We start from the raw sequence: 18,094 nt of genomic DNA on the forward strand, positions 1-18,094 counted from the left end.
ATGCCCATTCGCAGCGATAATTACGCCATGCTTTCACTGATCGGATTCGCGCTGTTGTGTATCGGCTCGATTTGGGGCGTAACGACGCATATGTCCGTCGAACGCTATATCGGTGCGGCCATCGCGGCATTCGGCCTGTTTCTGGCGTTTTACTGAGGGTTCTGGCGGACAGGGTGGGATTGTGCTTCGCACGCCTACGCTGCGCTGCGGCTCCGAACCCGGAGGCTCCATCCACCGCACCAGTATCCGCCATCCCACCCGCCCGAGGCGGGCACCGATGGCGGACAGGGTGGGATTCGAACCCACGGTGAGCGTGAACCCACGGCGGTTTTCAAGACCGCTGCCTTAAACCACTCGGCCACCTGTCCTTACGCGAAACGCCGCTAGCGGCTTCTTGCGCGCTTGTCACCCATGCGATTGAAGCATGCGATGCGGCATGGGCGGGCGTCGCTTTGCCGCATCCACCGACAGAGGCAATTCACACGCGCCCAAGCCTATGCCATGAAAGGCGGTATGACGATTTTCTCGCACCTTTTCGCCGGTCTGACCGCCTTTGCCGCCTTTGCCCTTGCGCCCGCCGCCTCGGCACAAGTCTATACGCAGGCAGGGTTCGAGGCCTATCTGGCGCAGGTCGCCAGCAAGGCCCGCGCCGAAGGGGTTTCGGACCGCGCGATTCGGCAAGGGCTGACCGGCCTGACCATCAATACCCGCGTCGTGGAACTGGACCGGCCGCAGGCGCCCGATCCGCCGGGATCGTCCTATCCGCCATTCGCGCCCTATCGCGAAAGGCATGTGGATGCCGCGCGCATCAGCGGCGGCCAGCGAACCTATGCCGCCAGCGCATCGCTGATCCCGTCGATCGAACAGCGCTATGGCGTTCCGGGTGAAATCCTGATCGCGATCTGGGGGCATGAAACCAATTACGGCAGCTATACCGGCACGTTCGACACGATCCGGTCGCTGGCGACGCTGGCCTATGAAGGCCGCCGCCGCGACCTCTTCGAAAGCGAACTGATCGCTGCGCTGAAAATGATCGACCGCGGGGTCACGCGCCAGCAGCTGACGGGCAGCTGGGCAGGGGCCATCGGTAATCCGCAATTCCTGCCCAGCGTCTGGCTGCGCGTGGCGCAGGATGGCGACAATAACGGCACGCGCGACATCTGGAACAGCCGCGCCGACACGCTGGCGTCTATCGCCAATTATTTTGTCGAGGCTGGCTGGCGTCGCGGCGAGCCGTGGGGCGTGCCCGCCTATGTCCCCGGCAATTTCAACCGTTCGGCCAATGTCAGCCGTTTGAACGCGCCACGGTGCGAGCGCGTGTTCGAACGCCATGGCCAGTGGAAGACCGTGGCCGAATGGAAGGCGCTGGGCATCAGGCCGCAGGGAATGATCGCGGACGACACATTCGCCTTTCTGTTCGAACCCGACGGACCCGGGGCAACGGCCTATCTGCTGACCAGCAACTATCGGGTGATATTGGACTATAACTGTTCCAACTATTACGCGCTTTCGGTAGGTTTGCTGGCAGACGCCATCCATTAGGGCCTGTCAGGGCCCGGGGCGAATGTGCCCGCAGGAGCAGACATGAACATTCTATCGGCAAAACGCCTTTCGGGCGTGACGGCGGCATTGGCGCTTGCGCTGGTGCCCGCCTTGCCTTCGGCCCAACAACAGCCCGCCTCCGCCGTTTCGATACAGCATCCCGATCCCGCGAAGCCGCCGATCCAGAATGTGCCCGTCGCGCTGATCATGGATGCCAATGCGGGCGTGCCCTTTTATGCCAAGGATGCCGACCGCCGCTTCATCCCCGCATCGCTGACCAAGCTGATGACCGTTTATACCGCGTTCGAATTGCTGGAAGAGGGGCGGTTGACGGCAGGCCAGCGTCTGCCGGTATCGGCCAGAACGGCACGCGAATGGAGCGGGAAGGGCTCCACCATGTATTCGGTGGCCAATACGTCCCTGTCGGTCGATACGCTGTTAAAGGCGATCCTGACGGTTTCGGCCAATGACGGCTGCGTGATCCTTGCCGAAGGGGCCGCAGGAAGTGTCGAGGGCTGGACCGCGCTGATGAATGCCAATGCCGAAAAACTTGGCATGAAGGACAGCCATTTCAACACGCCCAACGGGTGGATGGACGAAGGGCGCACCTATACCAGCGCGCGCGATCTGGCGACGCTGACACGCGCATTGCTGACAGAGCATGGCGACCTCTATCGCCGCTATTTCGCGTTGCCCACATTCAGCTACAACAATATCACCCAGAACAACCGCAACCCGATCCTTGGCTATGTCGAAGGGGCGGACGGGTTGAAGACCGGCTTCACGAACGAGGCGGGGTACGGCTTCGTCGGGTCGGCAGAGCGCGACGGCCGCCGCCTGATCATGGTGCTGGGCGGCGCGGAATCGAGCCGTTTGCGCAAACAGGTGGCGCGCGATTTCATCGAATGGGGCTTTGCCGCCTGGGATGCGCAGACCATTTACGGCAAGGGCCAGCCCGTGGGCGAAGTGGCAGTGCAGGGCGGTTCGATGCGCCATGTGCCGGTGGCGGCAGCACAGGCTGTCAATCTCTCCGTTCCGCATGGTGCCAGAACGGACGCGAGTGTCACCATGCGGTATCAGGGGCCGGTCGCGGCACCCATCCGCAAAGGGCAGCGCGTGGGCGAGTTGCAGGTTACGCGCGAAGGCGGCGAAATCGCCCGTTTCGATCTGGTCGCAACCGAAGACGTGGCAGAGGCCAATGCACTGCAACGGCTGCGCAACGGACTGCTGGGAATTTTCGGATGATGGCAGGGAATGCCCGCGGCCGGTTCATCGCTTTTGAGGGAGGCGAGGGCGCGGGCAAATCGACGCAGGCGCGTTTGCTGGCCGAGGCGTTGCAGGCGCGGGGCATCGAAATCGTCACCACCCGCGAACCGGGCGGCACGGCGGGGGCAGAAGCATTGCGCGCCCTGCTGCTCGATCCCGCCTATGACTGGGGCGCCAAGGCAGAAGCCCTTTTGTTTGCCGCCGCGCGCAGCGATCATGTCGAACATCTGATCGAGCCTGCGCTGGCGGCAGGCAAATGGGTCATCTGCGACCGTTTCGTGGATTCCAGTCGCGCCTATCAGGGCGGGGCAGGCGGCATTGGCGATGCCGATGTGCTGACGCTCCACCGGATCGGCAGCGGCGGATTGTTGCCCGATCTGACTATTCTGATCGAATTGCATGCCGGTGAAGCCGCCCTTCGTACGCGCGCACGCGATGGCGATGCGGCGGACCGGATCGGCGGAAAGCATGCAGATTACCATTCGGCGGTGCGCGACCGCTTTGCCCTGCTGGCAGACCAATCGCCCGACCGCTTCGCGCGCATCGCCGGCGCTGGCAGCGCGCAGGATGTGCACGCGCGGATCATGGCAGCGCTGACACCCCTGCTGGATGCGCCATGACGGTCCTGATCGGACATGATGATGCCTGGGCCAGCTGGCGTTCGGCCATGCAGGGGCAGCGAATGCACCATGCATGGCTGCTGGCGGGCGGACGCGGTCTGGGCAAGGCGGGGTTCGCACTTGCAGCGGCAGCGGAACTGGTGGCCGAAGATGGCGTGCCCCAGCCGGAAGCGTTGGCGCATCCGGATATCATGCTGCTGGAACGTCCACCGGCGACCAGCGACGACGAAAAGAAGCGTGAGGAAGGCAAGCCCTTCAACCGCAAGCGGAACATCAGCGTCGACCAGATCCGCGCGATGCAGCGGCGCTTGACGACACGGCCGACGCTGGGCGCACGGCGCGCGATCATCATCGATTCCGCCGACGATCTTGAGAAATCGGCCGTCAACGCCCTGCTGAAAAGCCTTGAGGAACCTCCTGCGGGCTGCTTTTTCCTGCTGGTCGCGCATCGCCCGGGCGGCTTGCTGCCGACCGTGCGTTCGCGTTGCCGCCAACTGCGGTTTCATGCGTTGAGCGATGAACGGCTGGCGCAGGTTCTGGCCGAACAGGAACCCGATGCTCCCGCTGAATTGCGACAGGCGGCCATCGATGCGGCACAGGGCTCCCCCGGTGCGGCGCTGGCGTTTATCGAGGACGAACTGGCGCCAATTGCGCGCGAATTGCGCGCCATCATGCGTCAGGGCGACCCCGATTTCACGCGCCGCGGTGCGCTTGCGGCAGCCATTGGCGCGCGGCCCGACCGCGAACGACTGCTCGCCAGCGTCAGGCTGGCGCGCGAGATTTGTGCCGAACAGGCACGGCATGCCCCGCGTGCGCATCAGATGCGGCTGATCGACACGCATGACCGGCTGGTCCGGCTCGGAGCGGAAATACCCTATGCGAATTTCGATCCCGGACTGACCGTGGTCGAAATTGGCGGGTTGCTGGCAGGGGCTGCGGCACCTAAGGGTTAGCGCAAATCACCGGCCTCGCATCGCGTGTGGCCGGTCAAGCCAATCCAGTTCAGAAAGTCAGGGGCCTGATGGCCGATCCTTATTATATCACCACCGCCATCCACTATCCGAATGGCAAGCCGCATATCGGCCACGCATACGAAACCATTGCCGCCGATGTCATCGCCCGGTTCCAGCGGGCATCGGGACGCGAGGTGCGGTTCCAGACCGGCACTGACGAGCATGGCCTGAAAATGGCGCAAAAGGCGCGCGACCTGAGCATCACACCGCGTGAGCTATGCGATGAAATATCAGGCTATTTCAAAAGCCTGTTCGACCTTCTAGACATTGAATACGACAATTTCATCCGCACGACCGAGGATCGCCACCACACGGCCAGCCAGGCCCTTTGGACCGCGATGGAGGCCAATGGCGACCTCTATCTCGACCGTTACGAAGGCTGGTATTCAATCCGCGACGAAGCCTATTACGACGAAAGCGAACTGACCGAAGGCGAAGGGGGCGAAAAGCTCTCGCCCCATGGGACGCCCGTCGAATGGACGGTCGAGGAAAGCTGGTTCTTCCGCCTGTCCAAATATGCCGAACCGCTGCTGGCGCTCTATCGCGACAATCCCGATTTCATCCAGCCTGAGAGCCGCCGGAACGAGGTTATGCGGTTCGTCGAAGGTGGTTTGCGCGACCTTTCGGTATCGCGCACCAGTTTCGACTGGGGCGTGAAAGTGCCCGGTGCCGACGATCACGTGATGTATGTGTGGGTCGACGCGCTGACAAACTATCTCACCGGTCTCGGCTATCCCGACAAGACTGGCGATTTTGCCAAGTTCTGGCCTGCCGATTTGCACCTGATCGGTAAGGATATCGTGCGGTTCCATGCGGTTTACTGGCCCGCATTCCTGATGAGCGCGGGCTTGCCGGTGCCCAGGCAGGTTTTCGGTCACGGTTTTCTGCTCAATCGCGGGCAGAAGGAATCGAAATCGCTGGGCAATGTGACCGATCCGGTGGGGCTGGTCGAACAGTTCGGCGTCGATCCGCTGCGTTATTTCCTGATGCGCGAAATCGCCTTTGGACAGGACGGCAGCTATTCGCCCGACGCCATCGTCACGCGGTCGAATGCAGAGCTGGCCAATAGTTTCGGCAATCTGGCGCAGCGGACTTTGTCCATGATTTTCAAAAATTTGGATGGAGAACTTACAGCAGGATTGCCGGAAGACGCAGCCGACGCAGAATTGATGTCCGCCGTTGCGGATGCGGTCAGCGGCCTGCGCGCCGGATTCGCCAAGCTGGCATTCAGCGAAGGGCTGGAGGCATGGATGCGCGGTGTCTTTGCGTGCAACGCCTATGTCGATGAAATGGCCCCCTGGGCGCTGCGCAAAAGCGATCCAGAGCGGATGAAGGCCGTGCTCAACGTGCTGTTTCGCTGCGTGCGCGATCTGGCGATTGCGGTGCGTCCGGTTGTGCCGGGTTCGATCGACCGCCTGCTCGACCAGATGGGGATTGCCGCTGACGCGCGCGATTATGCAGCGCTGGCCGATGCCGGCTGGTTCGCGGCACTGGTCGCCAGCGGGTTCAAGGTCGACAAGCCAACGGGCGTTTTCCCGCGCCTCGAACTGCCTGAGACCGAGGGCGCGGCGTAATGCTGATCGATTCCCACTGCCACCTCAATTACAAAGGGTTGATCGAACGCCAGGGCGACGTGCTGGACGCCGCCCGTGCGCGCGGGATCGGCGGTTTCCTCAATATCTCCACGCGGCAGAGCGAATGGGACGATGTCGTCGGCACCGCAGAGCGTGAAAGCGACGTCTGGGCCAGTATCGGCATCCACCCGCATGAGGCTGACCAGCACAAGGATCTGGGTTATGCCGAGCTGCTCGCCGCCAGCGAGCATGAGCGGGTGATCGCCATCGGTGAGACCGGTCTCGATTATTACTACGACCATTCCGACCGCGATGCGCAGCGCGATCTGTTCCGGATGCACATCGCCGTGTCGCGTGAAACGGGACTGCCGCTGATCATCCATACCCGTGATGCCGAGGATGACACGCTGGCCATCTTGCGAGAGGAGATGGGGAAGGGGGGGTTTCCCGCATTGATCCATTGCTTCACGGCGTCGGACGCCTTTGGCAAGGCCGTGCTGGAACTGGGGCTGACGATTTCGATTTCGGGCATCGTAACATTCAAAAATGCCAAAGATCTGCAGGACACTGTTCGCGAGATTCCCGCCGATCGCCTGCTGGTCGAAACCGACGCACCCTTCCTTGCTCCGGTGCCTCATCGCGGCAAGACATGCGAACCCGCGTTCGTGGCCGATACGGCGCAATTCGTGGCCGATCTGCGCGGCGAGGAGCTGTCTGCGCTGACAGATAGTACGACGGCGAATTTCCGGCGCCTGTTTACCAAGGCGGCCTTGTGAAGCTGACGATTTTGGGATCGGGCACGTCGACCGGCGTGCCGCGCGTAGGCAATGACTGGGGCGACTGCGATCCGGACGAACCACGCAACCGCCGCAGCCGCGTATCGATCTGCATCCGGAACAATGAAGGCCAGCGGATTCTGGTCGATACCTCACCCGATTTGCGCCAGCAGATGCTGTCGAACGGGATCGACAAGATCGACGCCGTGTTCTGGACGCATGACCATGCGGATCACTGCCACGGCATCGACGATCTGCGGGTGTTTCGATATGGCCGCGGCGGCCCCATTCCCGGCTTCGCCAGCGAAGTGACGGTACAGCGGCTGCGGAGACGCTTTGACTACGTATTCGCAGGACAGTTCGGCTATTCGACCATCGTCAATCTGGAACCGCTGGATCGGTTGAGGATGATTTGCGGCCTGTCGGTCGGCTGGTGCGAGATGCCGCACGGACCCGTCAAAAGTACTGCGTTTCGTTTTGAAAGCGCTGCCAGTTCAATCGTTTACGCCACAGATTTCAGTGAGATTACCCATGATATGGTCTCGCTGATGCGCGGTTGCGATTTGCTGGTCGTGGACTGCCTGCGCCGTGAACCGCATCCAACCCATGCGCATCTTGGCATGGCGCTGGAACTGTCGAACGCAGTGGGCGCTGACCGGACGATCCTTACGCATCTCGACAAAAGCATGGATTATCGCACGCTCTGCAACGAGGTGCCGCCGCATGTTGAGGTCGGATATGACGGGATGGAGGTTGAGCTTTGAACTCGCTGGCAATCGTTTCGCTGATCAGCCTGCTGGGCTGGCTCGTCCTGATGATCGCAAGCTGGCGCAGCCATCAGGTAAGCAAGTCGGCGACCATTAAAATGATACTGATCTGGATCGGCATTTTTCTCGGCGTAACGCTCGTCATGGGGCTGATCACTTCGTAGCGTCCTGCATTTATTTTACATAATATAGATTATCATTCTTTCGGATTGTAGGCGCAACTTAGAGATGTCACTCCCCGCAAGTTAGAGACGTCACAGATTGGGCGGCTCGCGGTGTGTGCGTTCCAGGTGGCATGATTTCCCGGTAGCCGGGAGATGCGCTTATGACGGTGGTGATAATGAGCCATGGTGAGCTTTCACGATATGATACGCTGCAGCGGGTCGAGCGCGGTGAACTGAGGGTTGAGGACGCTGTGGATTTGATCGGCGTGTCGCGCCGCCAGGTCTACCGATTGCTCGGCCGTTTGCGAACTGACGGTCCCGAGGCGCTGGTATCCTGGAAGCGTGGCCGGCCCAGTAACCGGAGCTTTGGCAGCGCGTTCCGCGAACGGGTAATCGATCTTGTCCGGCAACATTACAACGATTTCGGACCGACGCTGGCGACCGAGTATCTCGCCGAACGGCACCAGATCACCGTTTCGCACGAGACGCTGCGCAAGTGGATGATCGTAGAGGGATTATGGAAGGATCGCGCGGCCCGTCGCCCTCGCCCATATCAGCCCCGTTACCGCCGCGACTGCCGCGGCGAGCTGATCCAGGTGGATGGATCGAAGCACTGGTGGTTCGAGGATCGCGGTCCGCAATGCACGCTGCTGGTCTATATCGATGACGCAACCAGCGAACTGATGCATCTCGAGATGGTCGAGAGCGAGAGCACTTTTTCGTACATGCGTGCGACGCGCAGCTATATCGAACGCCACGGCAAGCCGGTGGCCCTTTATTCGGACAAGCACAGCGCATTCCGGAACAATTTGGCGACGGCGGAGGGTGACGGAATGAGTCATCTTGGCCGAGCGCTGCACGCCCTCAATATCGAGATTATCTGTGCCAACTCACCGCAGGCCAAAGGCCGGGTCGAGCGCGCCAACGGGACGCTACAGGACCGTCTGGTCAAGGCGATGCGCCTCGAAGGGATCTCCACCATCGAGGAGGCGAATGCCTTTCTCCCATCTTACATGGAACGGCACAATCGGCGGTTCGCCAGGCCCGCGCTGGACCCGCGCGATCTGCATCGACCATTGGCGCCGCATGACAATGTCGAAGCGGAAATGGTCTGGCGCGAGCAGCGAACGGTAACCGCGGCGCTGACGCTGCATTACAACAAGGCGATGTTCATTCTGGAGCCGACGCCGGTCAGCGAGGCGCTCGCGCGCAAGCGGGTCGAGGTCTGCGAGTTTCCTGACGGTCGGATCGAGATCCGCCACCAGGGGCATGCCCTTCCCTACCGCGTGTTCGACAAGATGCGGCGCGTGAACCAGGCGGCGATCGTGGACAACAAGCATCTCGACGCCGCGCTGGAGGTTGCGCGCCGCTTGCAGGAGCGTGCGCCCCATCACCGTCAGCGGAACGCCAGCGAACCGGCTCGCAGTTCGCAATCGTTTGGCGTGTTCGCCAAGCCGCCAGAAATCGACAAGCCAAAATCCCAACGTCGGCGCGGCCGGACACCGCTGCCGCGCCGCCCTCGCCTGTCAAACGAGGAGCTGATTGCGAAGGGGCTGGGCGAATACGTCCGCTAGGAAGCCGCATCACCCACACACCGACTGCGACATAAACGAGCCTGACCGGGCCCGCTGCCTGCGCAGCGGGTCCAAGGGGTTCATTGCAGCCAGACCAGCGCGCCAGCAGGGTCAGCGCTGCGCAGGATCGCAGGGCTACGCGCTGCCCCTGCTGCATCAAACCGTGACATCTCTATCTGGCGGAAATAGTGTCTTCTCTAAATTGCAGAAACACGGATTGTAGGCGCAACTTAGAGATGTCACTCCCCGCAAGTTAGAGACGTCACAGATTGGGCGGCTCGCGGTGTGTGCGTTCCAGGTGGCATGATTTCCCGGTAGCCGGGAGATGCGCTTATGACGGTGGTGATAATGAGCCATGGTGAGCTTTCACGATATGATACGCTGCAGCGGGTCGAGCGCGGTGAACTGAGGGTTGAGGACGCTGTGGATTTGATCGGCGTGTCGCGCCGCCAGGTCTACCGATTGCTCGGCCGTTTGCGAACTGACGGTCCCGAGGCGCTGGTATCCTGGAAGCGTGGCCGGCCCAGTAACCGGAGCTTTGGCAGCGCGTTCCGCGAACGGGTAATCGATCTTGTCCGGCAACATTACAACGATTTCGGACCGACGCTGGCGACCGAGTATCTCGCCGAACGGCACCAGATCACCGTTTCGCACGAGACGCTGCGCAAGTGGATGATCGTAGAGGGATTATGGAAGGATCGCGCGGCCCGTCGCCCTCGCCCATATCAGCCCCGTTACCGCCGCGACTGCCGCGGCGAGCTGATCCAGGTGGATGGATCGAAGCACTGGTGGTTCGAGGATCGCGGTCCGCAATGCACGCTGCTGGTCTATATCGATGACGCAACCAGCGAACTGATGCATCTCGAGATGGTCGAGAGCGAGAGCACTTTTTCGTACATGCGTGCGACGCGCAGCTATATCGAACGCCACGGCAAGCCGGTGGCCCTTTATTCGGACAAGCACAGCGCATTCCGGAACAATTTGGCGACGGCGGAGGGTGACGGAATGAGTCATCTTGGCCGAGCGCTGCACGCCCTCAATATCGAGATTATCTGTGCCAACTCACCGCAGGCCAAAGGCCGGGTCGAGCGCGCCAACGGGACGCTACAGGACCGTCTGGTCAAGGCGATGCGCCTCGAAGGGATCTCCACCATCGAGGAGGCGAATGCCTTTCTCCCATCTTACATGGAACGGCACAATCGGCGGTTCGCCAGGCCCGCGCTGGACCCGCGCGATCTGCATCGACCATTGGCGCCGCATGACAATGTCGAAGCGGAAATGGTCTGGCGCGAGCAGCGAACGGTAACCGCGGCGCTGACGCTGCATTACAACAAGGCGATGTTCATTCTGGAGCCGACGCCGGTCAGCGAGGCGCTCGCGCGCAAGCGGGTCGAGGTCTGCGAGTTTCCTGACGGTCGGATCGAGATCCGCCACCAGGGGCATGCCCTTCCCTACCGCGTGTTCGACAAGATGCGGCGCGTGAACCAGGCGGCGATCGTGGACAACAAGCATCTCGACGCCGCGCTGGAGGTTGCGCGCCGCTTGCAGGAGCGTGCGCCCCATCACCGTCAGCGGAACGCCAGCGAACCGGCTCGCAGTTCGCAATCGTTTGGCGTGTTCGCCAAGCCGCCAGAAATCGACAAGCCAAAATCCCAACGTCGGCGCGGCCGGACACCGCTGCCGCGCCGCCCTCGCCTGTCAAACGAGGAGCTGATTGCGAAGGGGCTGGGCGAATACGTCCGCTAGGAAGCCGCATCACCCACACACCGACTGCGACATAAACGAGCCTGACCGGGCCCGCTGCCTGCGCAGCGGGTCCAAGGGGTTCATTGCAGCCAGACCAGCGCGCCAGCAGGGTCAGCGCTGCGCAGGATCGCAGGGCTACGCGCTGCCCCTGCTGCATCAAACCGTGACATCTCTATCTGGCGGAAATAGTGTCTTCTCTAAATTGCAGAAACACGGATTTCCGCCATGAGCAAGCAGACTGCCCCTATCGACCGTCTCCTCGCCATTATGGCGCAGTTGCGCAATCCCGATGGCGGATGCGAATGGGATCTGGCGCAGGATTTCGCCTCGATCGCACCCTATACGATAGAGGAAGCCTATGAAGTCGCCGATGCCATCGCACGCGACGATCTGGCGGAATTGAAGGACGAACTTGGCGATCTGCTTCTTCAGGTCGTCTTCCACGCCCGCATGGCCGAGGAACGCGGCGCATTCGATTTTGACGATGTCGCTGCCGGCATTGCCGACAAGATGGAACGTCGGCATCCGCATATCTTCACCGGCAACGAACCCAATGAAACCCAAGCCGTGCGCGCCAATTGGGAACGGTTGAAAGCGGATGAACGCGCGGCCAAGGCACAGACCGGCGCTCTGGACGGCGTAGCGCTGGCCTTGCCCGCCTTGTTACGGGCGGAAAAGCTGCAAAAACGGGCTACCCGCGTCGGTTTTGACTGGCCCGATCAACTCGGCGCTGCCGACAAGTTGCATGAGGAAATCGACGAGTTTACAAAAGCCTCCACCGAAGCGGAGCGGCTTGAAGAGGCCGGCGACATGCTTTTTGCCGCGGTGAACTGGCTGCGCAAGAGCGGGATCCCGGCCGAAGACGCACTGCGGGCTGCCAATGCGAAATTCGAACGCCGTTTTGCCGGAATGGAGACCATGGCGAAACAGGACGGACAGGACTTCGCGGCGCTGGATCTTAGCGATCAGGACTCGCTTTGGAACCGCGTGAAACAAGGCGAAAAGGCGCCGCGCGACTAAGTTCCGCCCATTGCCACAAAGCGGCCGAATTCGCGGTCGTCGATGCGAACCCTCAGGCGGATCTGCGGTTCCTCCCCCTCGATCTCGTCGCTGACCTCTTCCTCATCCAGCACCTCGCCATGGGCGTGCAGCCATGCGATCCGCCGGCCGTCGCGACTGGGCAATACAATATCATGAACCCGCGCATCGCGTGTCAGGATTGCGGCGATGGCCCGTTCCAGTGCCTCGGTTCCGAAACCCGTCAATGCCGAAATGGGCACGACCGGTTCGTCAGACCTTTCCGCCTGTTCGGCCAGTTCCTCGCGGCGGTCGTCGGGAATCGCATCCCATTTGTTCCATGCCTCGATCACAGGAATGCGCAGCGCGCCCTCCTCGTCCGTATTGATGTCGAGGTCGGCCAGAATTTGCACCACTTCGGATTTCTGCCCGTCGGCCATCGCGCTCGACATGTCGCGCACATGGACGATGATGTCCGCGCCGGTCACTTCTTCCAGCGTTGCGCGAAAGGCGGCGACAAGCTGTGTCGGCAGGTCCGAGATAAAACCCACCGTATCCGACAGGATCGCCTTTTCGACACCCGGCAGGCCGATCGCCCGCATCGTCGGGTCAAGCGTGGCGAACAGCAAGTCCTCGGCCATGACTTCGGCACCGGTCAGCCGGTTAAACAATGTCGACTTGCCCGCGTTGGTATAGCCGACCAGAGCGACAACGGGCCATGGCGCCCTTCCCCGCCGCGCCCGATGCAGCGCGCGGGTCCGGCGAACCTGTTCCAGCTCGCGGCGCAGCCGCGCCATGCGGTCGCGGATCATCCGGCGGTCAGCCTCGATCTGCGTCTCGCCCGGACCGCCAAGGAAGCCGAAACCGCCGCGCTGGCGTTCAAGGTGGGTCCAACTGCGCACCAGACGGCCCGCCTGATAATCCAGATGGGCCAGTTCGACTTGCAGCCGCCCTTCCGCCGTGGCGGCACGTTCGCCGAAAATCTCGAGGATCAGGCCGGTGCGGTCGATTACCTTGCGTTTCAGCGCATCTTCCAGATTGCGCTGCTGAATGGCCGAAAGCGCGCCATCGACGATGACAAGCTCGGCTTCCTCCATTTCGCAGGCGGCGCGGATATTCTCGATCTGGCCCGAGCCGAACAGGGTGCCGGGGCGCACTTCGCGCACGGGGATGACAAAGCTGTCGACGACCTCAATCCCGATGGCGAGCGCAAGGCCCCTGCCCTCCTCCAACCGCGCGTCGGGGTCGGGCAGGTTCTCCTTGCGGATATCGGGCAAGACGACAAGGGCGCGCGCACCGCGCGTCACCTCGCCGCTTACGTCGTCATTTCCGAAAATATCCTCGCCCAATGCCTACCTCGCCTTAACGGCGTTCTCCGTTACTCGTCGCCAGCCCAGTCGCCGCTAAGGTCGACATGGGTAATCGGCTGAACGGTGGAGATAGCATGCTTATAGGCAAGCTGCACGTAACCTTCGCGTTCCAAAAGCATGCAGAAGAGATCATAGGCTGCGATCCGTCCCTGCAGCATCACGCCATTGATCAGGAACATGGTCACTTGCGCACCCGCATCGCGGACCGATGACAGGAACACGTCCTGCAACATGCGCTTGCCCTTGGCTTCCTCGCTGAACTCGAACAGCGCGGCATCGACGGGCTGCGTCGGCATGATCGTGCTGATCGCATGTTTGTAAACCAGCTGCGTCTGACCGTCGCGGCGCAACAGGATCGAGAAATTGTCGAACCAGGTCACGATGCCTTGCAGCTTCACGCCCTTGACCAGAAACATGGTAACCGGTGTCTTCTGCTTGCGCAGATGATTGAGGAAAATGTCCTGCAGGTTCTGTCCCTTGCCCGCAGCTGTCTTTCCGGCAGGCGCCTTGGCCGCCGTCTTGGCAGGGGCCTTGCGCGTAACGGTTTTCTTGGGTGTCGCTTCGGCTTCGGCGGCTTCTTCTGCCGCGCTTTCCGTCGCCGGCTCTTCCGCTTTGGTACGGATGCTGAGCGTTTTTCCGGCCATTATTGGTCTCCTGTTGTTGGCGCACGGGCCGAGGGAGGCCCGTGGCGTTCTGGTGCCTGCGATGCACCGATACCCGGCGTCATATCACGCCAGAGGCAAAGCTCCTACTAATTGCTGCAGTGCAGCAGCGCAATGTTTAGCATGTATCAGCAGGTAATTATCGGGAAATGTAACGATTTCAGGCCGTTTCGTCACGCTTTTCCGAAAGGCCAAGCGTTTTGAGCTTGCGATGCAAGGCCGATCTTTCCATCCCGATGAAGGATGCTGTGCGCGAGATATTGCCTGAAAAGCGCCGAATCTGGACGCGCAGATATTCCCGCTCGAACTGCTCGCGCGCTTCGCGCAAGGGAATGCCCATCATGGCAGTGATGCCCGCGCTGTCTCCGGTCGGCTCCTGCGTGATCTCTCCTGGCAGCATATCCGCCTCGATCGTCGACAGCCTTTCGCGCGGGGCAAGGATCAGCGTCCGTTCCACGACATTGCGCAATTGGCGAACATTTCCCGGCCATTCATAGCTTTGCAATACGGCGACAGCCTCGTCACTGATTTCGGGCGGGGCATAGCCCTGACTGCGCGCGTATCGGGCGAAGAAGTGGTTGGCCAGCACCGGAATATCGCCGCGTCTTTCGGCAAGGCCCGGTACGCTGACGGGCACGACGTTCAACCGGTAGTACAGATCCTCGCGGAAACGGCGGTCGGCAATCGCTTCGGCCAGATCCTGCGAACTAGACGAGGCCACCCGGACATCGACCCGGATCTGCCGGTTACCGCCGACGCGGACGAAGGCCTGATCGGTCAGCACGCGCAGGATGCGCGCTTGCGTCGATTCGGGCATATCCGCCACTTCGTCGAGGTAAAGCGTGCCCCCGTCGGCCATTTCCAGCAGGCCCGCGCGGACGAGCCGACCGCCCGATTCCTCGCCGAACAGCTCCTGTTCGAAACGTTCGGGGGTGATGCGCGCCGAATTGACGGTGACAAAGGGCTTTTCCGCCCGCGGGCTCCAGTGATGGAGGAGGCGCGCGGCCATTTCCTTGCCAGCCCCTGCCGGACCCGTAATGAGCACGCGGCTTCCCGTATTGGCAACGCGCTTCAATGTGGCGCGCACCGTATTGATCGCGGCGGAATTGCCGTTGAATTCTTCAAAGCCCGCGCCGCCGTCATTGCGCAATTGCGCGTTTTCGCGCCTCAACCGCTCGGTCTCGGTCGCGCGTTCCACCATCAGCAGCAGGCGTTCCGCCTCGAACGGCTTTTCGATGAAATCGACCGCACCGCGACTGATGGCCGAGACCGCCGTATCGATATTGCCGTGGCCGGAGAACACGATCACCGGCAGATCGGGTTCGCGCTGCTTGATCGCGTCGAGCACTTCGAGCCCATCCATGGGCGAGCCATGCAGCCAAACGTCCAGCAGGACCAGCGACGGCCTCCGCTCGTCAATCGCGTTCAGCGCCGCGATGCTGTCGCCCGCGGTCCGGCATTCGTAACCCTCGTCCGAAAGCACGCCCGCGACCAGTTCGCGGATATCGCGTTCATCGTCGACGATCAGAATATCGAGTGCCATCAGAACCAGTCCTGCCTTCCTTGCATCATTCCCGTCATTCCGCGGCCTGCCTGCCGCCATGGCCCGCCGCGTTTTCTTCCGACAGCGGGTCGCGTGCAAAACGCATACGTACGGTCGTTCCGCCCTGTGCGGCAGGTTCGAACCCGATATGCCCGCCATGTTCGCCCAGAATCTTCTGGACGATGGCAAGACCGAGGCCGGTCCCCTTCTCGCGCGTGGTCATATATGGTTCGACGATGCGGTCGCCCTGCTGCGGCAGGCCGCTGCCATTGTCGGTGACGGTGATCGTCACCCCGTCCTTGTCGGGCTGCATCGCCACTTCGATCTGGCCGCGATAATCGTCGCCTTCGGCCAGCCGGCGCGCCTCGATTGCCTCGGCCGCGTTTTTCAGCACATTGGTCATCGCCTGCCCCACCTGATGGCGGTCGCAATCGATACCCGTGTCCCCTTCTCCCGCGCGGAAACGATAGGTGATTTCGGGATGGCCGACTTCCTGCAGGAACATCGATTGCCGGACGAGGTCCGAGATGTCCTCGCGCCGGAAGCTGGGCTTGGGCATGCGGGCAAAGCTGGAAAACTCGTCGACCATTTTTCTAAGGTCGCCAACCTGCCGGATGATCGTCTGCGTCAGCTCGTCGAACAACTCGCCATCGGTTTCGATCTGGCGGCGGTACCGGCGGTTGAGCCGTTCGGTCGCCAGCTGGATCGGGGTGAGCGGGTTCTTGATTTCATGCGCGATCCGCCGCGCCACATCGGACCAGGCCGCGCGCCGCTGGTCGAGCAGCTGGCGGGTGATATCCTCAAACGTCAGAACATGGCCGTGCGTCGTGCGCGCGCGCTTCACGGCCAGAGTGCGCATGTCGCCGCCGCGCGGGATCTGCGCGATGCCGCTCGCCTTGCCTTCCTCTACCAAAGCGGCAAGCGTCGGGGCGACGGCAGAGAGGCTTTGCCCGACCGGCGCCTCGTCATCCTCACCCACCAGCAGGGTCTGCGCCGATCCGTTGATCAGCAATATCTTGCCGTCTGTATCGATCGAGACGATGCCTGCCGTGGCCGAATCCAGCACCGCCTCGATAAAGGCGCGCCGTTCGTGCAATTGCTCGTTCGCGGACAGAAGCGCCGCGGTCTGCCGCTCGATCTGCGCGGTCATGCGATTGAACGCACGGTTCAGCAGGCCGATTTCATCGGATCCTGTCCGCCCGCTCACCCGGCTGGAAAAATTGCCCGCCCCTACATCGCGCGCGGCATCGACCAGCTCTGCCAGGGGCCCGACCTGCCGGTCGGCAAAGCGCAGCGCGAACCACACGGCCAGCCCGACCAGCGCCAGCGACACTACCAATAGAGCGATGTTGAACTGCAATTGCAGCGACCGGACATTGTCGGTCAGCACATCGTAATTGGCGAGCACGCTTTGCGCGCGCTGCCACTGGCTGAAAGCCAGCGGATCGGATTCGCGCGAGGTATAAAGATAGATACCGGCGTCGAGGTCCAGCGGGGCCACTGCCTCGATCTTCTCGGCCACGGCCGTGACTTCAACGCGCGAACCGGCCGACAGCTTGGCAAATACCTCGGGATGGATGCTCGCCGGGCCGAAATCGCTTTCGGGATCGACGATGGCGGCAGTGCGCACATTGCCGTCCTTGCCCATTTCCAGAATGGCCGAACTGTCGAATTCGCGCACGATCACCTGCCGCGTATAGGCCTCGGCAAACTCGGGGCTCGTGATCGCGGCGCGGTCGAGATAGAACCGGATGTCGTCCGCCATCGCGATGGTCTTGTCGCCGATGTCGCGGAAATTCTCCGCATAATAGCCGCGCGCCAGCTCGTTCGCATCCTCCAGCAAGCCGCGCGAACGGTCGGAAAACCAGAATTCGACGCCTGACTGGAACAGGAAGGATGCGAATACCACGACCAGCAGCGTCGGAACCGCCGCCAGCAGCGAAAAGAAGAACACAAGACGCACATGCATGCGCCCTGTCGACCCCGTCAGCCGCTGGGCCCGTCGCAGCGCCAGCCGCCTTCCGATCAGCACCATCAGCCCCATGCCGGGCACCAGCGTTACCACCAGCAATGTCGTCGTCGTCGCCGTCGGCAGCAACGCATCCTGCGACGCGCCATCCAGTGTCATCCAGCCGAACACGACCGTAACCGCAATCGCGATCACGCAGGCGATTTCCAGTATCGCAAAGCCGTTCGACCGGTGCCAGACGATCCCGATCCGGCGCATCAGTCGCTGCCAGTCGCGGCCGGCACTATTGGTACCTCCGTTGGCGGATGTCGCGATCGTTTCATCCGCAGCCTGTGCGCCACCCTGAAGCGGGGCTTCAAGGGAATCGGTAGCGAAAGGGCGGTCGGAACTCATCGTTGCGCGAATACAACAGCGCTGTTGCGCAAACTCAAGAGCAGACTGGCGCGCGGGGGATAAATCTGGCCGGAATTGCGATCAGCCGCTGCATAGGG

The 18,094-nt window shown here is 62.0% G+C and carries 16 protein-coding genes and 1 tRNA gene; 12 read left to right on the top strand and 5 right to left on the bottom strand.

The window, feature by feature from the left end; genetic code table 11:
• Window positions 1–156: a hypothetical protein gene (locus tag LOZ74_RS08550; protein WP_230293709.1), complete on the top strand. Its 156-nt coding sequence runs from the start codon at window positions 1–3 to the stop codon at window positions 154–156.
• Window positions 157–278: 122 nt separating this feature from the next.
• Here the strand turns inward: LOZ74_RS08550 and LOZ74_RS08555 are convergent.
• Window positions 279–368, bottom strand: a tRNA-Ser gene (locus tag LOZ74_RS08555).
• 145 nt (window positions 369–513) lie between these two features.
• Here LOZ74_RS08555 and LOZ74_RS08560 point away from each other — a divergent pair.
• The 11 genes from LOZ74_RS08560 to mazG all read left to right on the top strand — a co-directional run bounded on the left by LOZ74_RS08560 (window position 514) and on the right by mazG (window position 12,062).
• The gene (locus LOZ74_RS08560) at window positions 514–1,542 is read left to right on the top strand and encodes a lytic transglycosylase domain-containing protein (RefSeq protein WP_230293710.1); all 1,029 of its coding nucleotides are present in this window, start codon (window positions 514–516) and stop codon (window positions 1,540–1,542) included.
• A gap of 42 nt (window positions 1,543–1,584) precedes the next feature.
• A complete protein-coding gene (locus LOZ74_RS08565; protein ID WP_230293711.1) occupies window positions 1,585–2,787 on the top strand; it encodes a D-alanyl-D-alanine carboxypeptidase family protein in 1,203 nt (400 codons plus the stop codon).
• The gene (gene tmk / locus LOZ74_RS08570) at window positions 2,784–3,428 is read left to right on the top strand and encodes a dTMP kinase (RefSeq protein ID WP_230293712.1); all 645 of its coding nucleotides are present in this window, start codon (window positions 2,784–2,786) and stop codon (window positions 3,426–3,428) included. The genes LOZ74_RS08565 and tmk overlap by 4 nt, the downstream gene beginning before the upstream one ends.
• Window positions 3,425–4,381 (top strand): DNA polymerase III subunit delta', encoded by a 957-nt coding sequence (locus LOZ74_RS08575; RefSeq protein ID WP_230293713.1) that lies wholly within the window; start codon window positions 3,425–3,427, stop codon window positions 4,379–4,381. The genes tmk and LOZ74_RS08575 overlap by 4 nt, the downstream gene beginning before the upstream one ends.
• A 68-nt stretch (window positions 4,382–4,449) precedes the next feature.
• Complete coding sequence (metG, locus tag LOZ74_RS08580) at window positions 4,450–6,015, top strand: methionine--tRNA ligase (RefSeq protein ID WP_230293714.1); 1,566 nt, start codon at window positions 4,450–4,452, stop codon at window positions 6,013–6,015.
• Window positions 6,015–6,791 (top strand): TatD family hydrolase, encoded by a 777-nt coding sequence (locus tag LOZ74_RS08585; RefSeq protein ID WP_230293715.1) that lies wholly within the window; start codon window positions 6,015–6,017, stop codon window positions 6,789–6,791. Before metG ends, LOZ74_RS08585 begins: the two co-directional genes overlap by 1 nt.
• Entirely contained in the window at window positions 6,788–7,555 is a 768-nt protein-coding gene (locus LOZ74_RS08590) for an MBL fold metallo-hydrolase (RefSeq protein ID WP_230293716.1), read from the top strand. The genes LOZ74_RS08585 and LOZ74_RS08590 overlap by 4 nt, the downstream gene beginning before the upstream one ends.
• The gene (locus LOZ74_RS08595) at window positions 7,552–7,722 is read left to right on the top strand and encodes a hypothetical protein (RefSeq protein ID WP_230293717.1); all 171 of its coding nucleotides are present in this window, start codon (window positions 7,552–7,554) and stop codon (window positions 7,720–7,722) included. Before LOZ74_RS08590 ends, LOZ74_RS08595 begins: the two co-directional genes overlap by 4 nt.
• A 161-nt stretch (window positions 7,723–7,883) precedes the next feature.
• Entirely contained in the window at window positions 7,884–9,296 is a 1,413-nt protein-coding gene (locus LOZ74_RS08600) for an ISNCY family transposase (protein WP_230293718.1), read from the top strand.
• 333 nt (window positions 9,297–9,629) lie between these two features.
• Window positions 9,630–11,042 (top strand): ISNCY family transposase, encoded by a 1,413-nt coding sequence (locus LOZ74_RS08605; RefSeq protein ID WP_230293718.1) that lies wholly within the window; start codon window positions 9,630–9,632, stop codon window positions 11,040–11,042.
• Between the two features lie 225 nt (window positions 11,043–11,267).
• Window positions 11,268–12,062, top strand: coding sequence for a nucleoside triphosphate pyrophosphohydrolase (gene mazG / locus LOZ74_RS08610; protein WP_230293719.1), 795 nt, complete (start codon window positions 11,268–11,270; stop codon window positions 12,060–12,062).
• On the opposite strand, the gene hflX is transcribed toward mazG, so the two are convergent.
• The 4 genes from hflX to LOZ74_RS08630 form a co-directional block, all read right to left on the bottom strand.
• A complete protein-coding gene (hflX, locus tag LOZ74_RS08615) occupies window positions 12,059–13,408 on the bottom strand; it encodes a GTPase HflX (protein WP_230293720.1) in 1,350 nt (449 codons plus the stop codon). The genes mazG and hflX overlap by 4 nt on opposite strands.
• A 29-nt stretch (window positions 13,409–13,437) precedes the next feature.
• Window positions 13,438–14,073: an RNA chaperone Hfq gene (gene hfq / locus LOZ74_RS08620; protein ID WP_230293721.1), complete on the bottom strand. Its 636-nt coding sequence runs from the start codon at window positions 14,071–14,073 to the stop codon at window positions 13,438–13,440.
• A gap of 178 nt (window positions 14,074–14,251) precedes the next feature.
• Window positions 14,252–15,634: a sigma-54 dependent transcriptional regulator gene (locus LOZ74_RS08625; RefSeq protein WP_230293722.1), complete on the bottom strand. Its 1,383-nt coding sequence runs from the start codon at window positions 15,632–15,634 to the stop codon at window positions 14,252–14,254.
• A gap of 34 nt (window positions 15,635–15,668) precedes the next feature.
• Entirely contained in the window at window positions 15,669–17,996 is a 2,328-nt protein-coding gene (locus LOZ74_RS08630) for an ATP-binding protein (RefSeq protein WP_370638891.1), read from the bottom strand.
• Window positions 17,997–18,094 lie beyond the last annotated feature (98 nt).

This window comes from Croceicoccus sp. Ery5, from assembly GCF_020985325.1.
Classification (GTDB): domain Bacteria; phylum Pseudomonadota; class Alphaproteobacteria; order Sphingomonadales; family Sphingomonadaceae; genus Croceicoccus.

Bases quoted from the DNA above. Each gene is read 5' to 3' on its own strand.
- mazG (WP_230293719.1), top strand. From the start codon at position 11,268: ATGAGCAAGCAGACTGCCCCTATCGACCGTCTCCTCGCCATTATGGCG.
- LOZ74_RS08605 (WP_230293718.1), top strand. From the start codon at position 9,630: ATGACGGTGGTGATAATGAGCCATGGTGAGCTTTCACGATATGATACG.
- tmk (WP_230293712.1), top strand. From the start codon at position 2,784: ATGATGGCAGGGAATGCCCGCGGCCGGTTCATCGCTTTTGAGGGAGGC.
- LOZ74_RS08600 (WP_230293718.1), top strand. From the start codon at position 7,884: ATGACGGTGGTGATAATGAGCCATGGTGAGCTTTCACGATATGATACG.
- LOZ74_RS08560 (WP_230293710.1), top strand. From the start codon at position 514: ATGACGATTTTCTCGCACCTTTTCGCCGGTCTGACCGCCTTTGCCGCC.
- LOZ74_RS08575 (WP_230293713.1), top strand. From the start codon at position 3,425: ATGACGGTCCTGATCGGACATGATGATGCCTGGGCCAGCTGGCGTTCG.
- LOZ74_RS08565 (WP_230293711.1), top strand. From the start codon at position 1,585: ATGAACATTCTATCGGCAAAACGCCTTTCGGGCGTGACGGCGGCATTG.
- hfq (WP_230293721.1), bottom strand. From the start codon at position 14,073: ATGGCCGGAAAAACGCTCAGCATCCGTACCAAAGCGGAAGAGCCGGCG.
- LOZ74_RS08625 (WP_230293722.1), bottom strand. From the start codon at position 15,634: ATGGCACTCGATATTCTGATCGTCGACGATGAACGCGATATCCGCGAA.
- LOZ74_RS08585 (WP_230293715.1), top strand. From the start codon at position 6,015: ATGCTGATCGATTCCCACTGCCACCTCAATTACAAAGGGTTGATCGAA.
- LOZ74_RS08550 (WP_230293709.1), top strand. From the start codon at position 1: ATGCCCATTCGCAGCGATAATTACGCCATGCTTTCACTGATCGGATTC.
- metG (WP_230293714.1), top strand. From the start codon at position 4,450: ATGGCCGATCCTTATTATATCACCACCGCCATCCACTATCCGAATGGC.
- LOZ74_RS08630 (WP_370638891.1), bottom strand. From the start codon at position 17,996: ATGAGTTCCGACCGCCCTTTCGCTACCGATTCCCTTGAAGCCCCGCTT.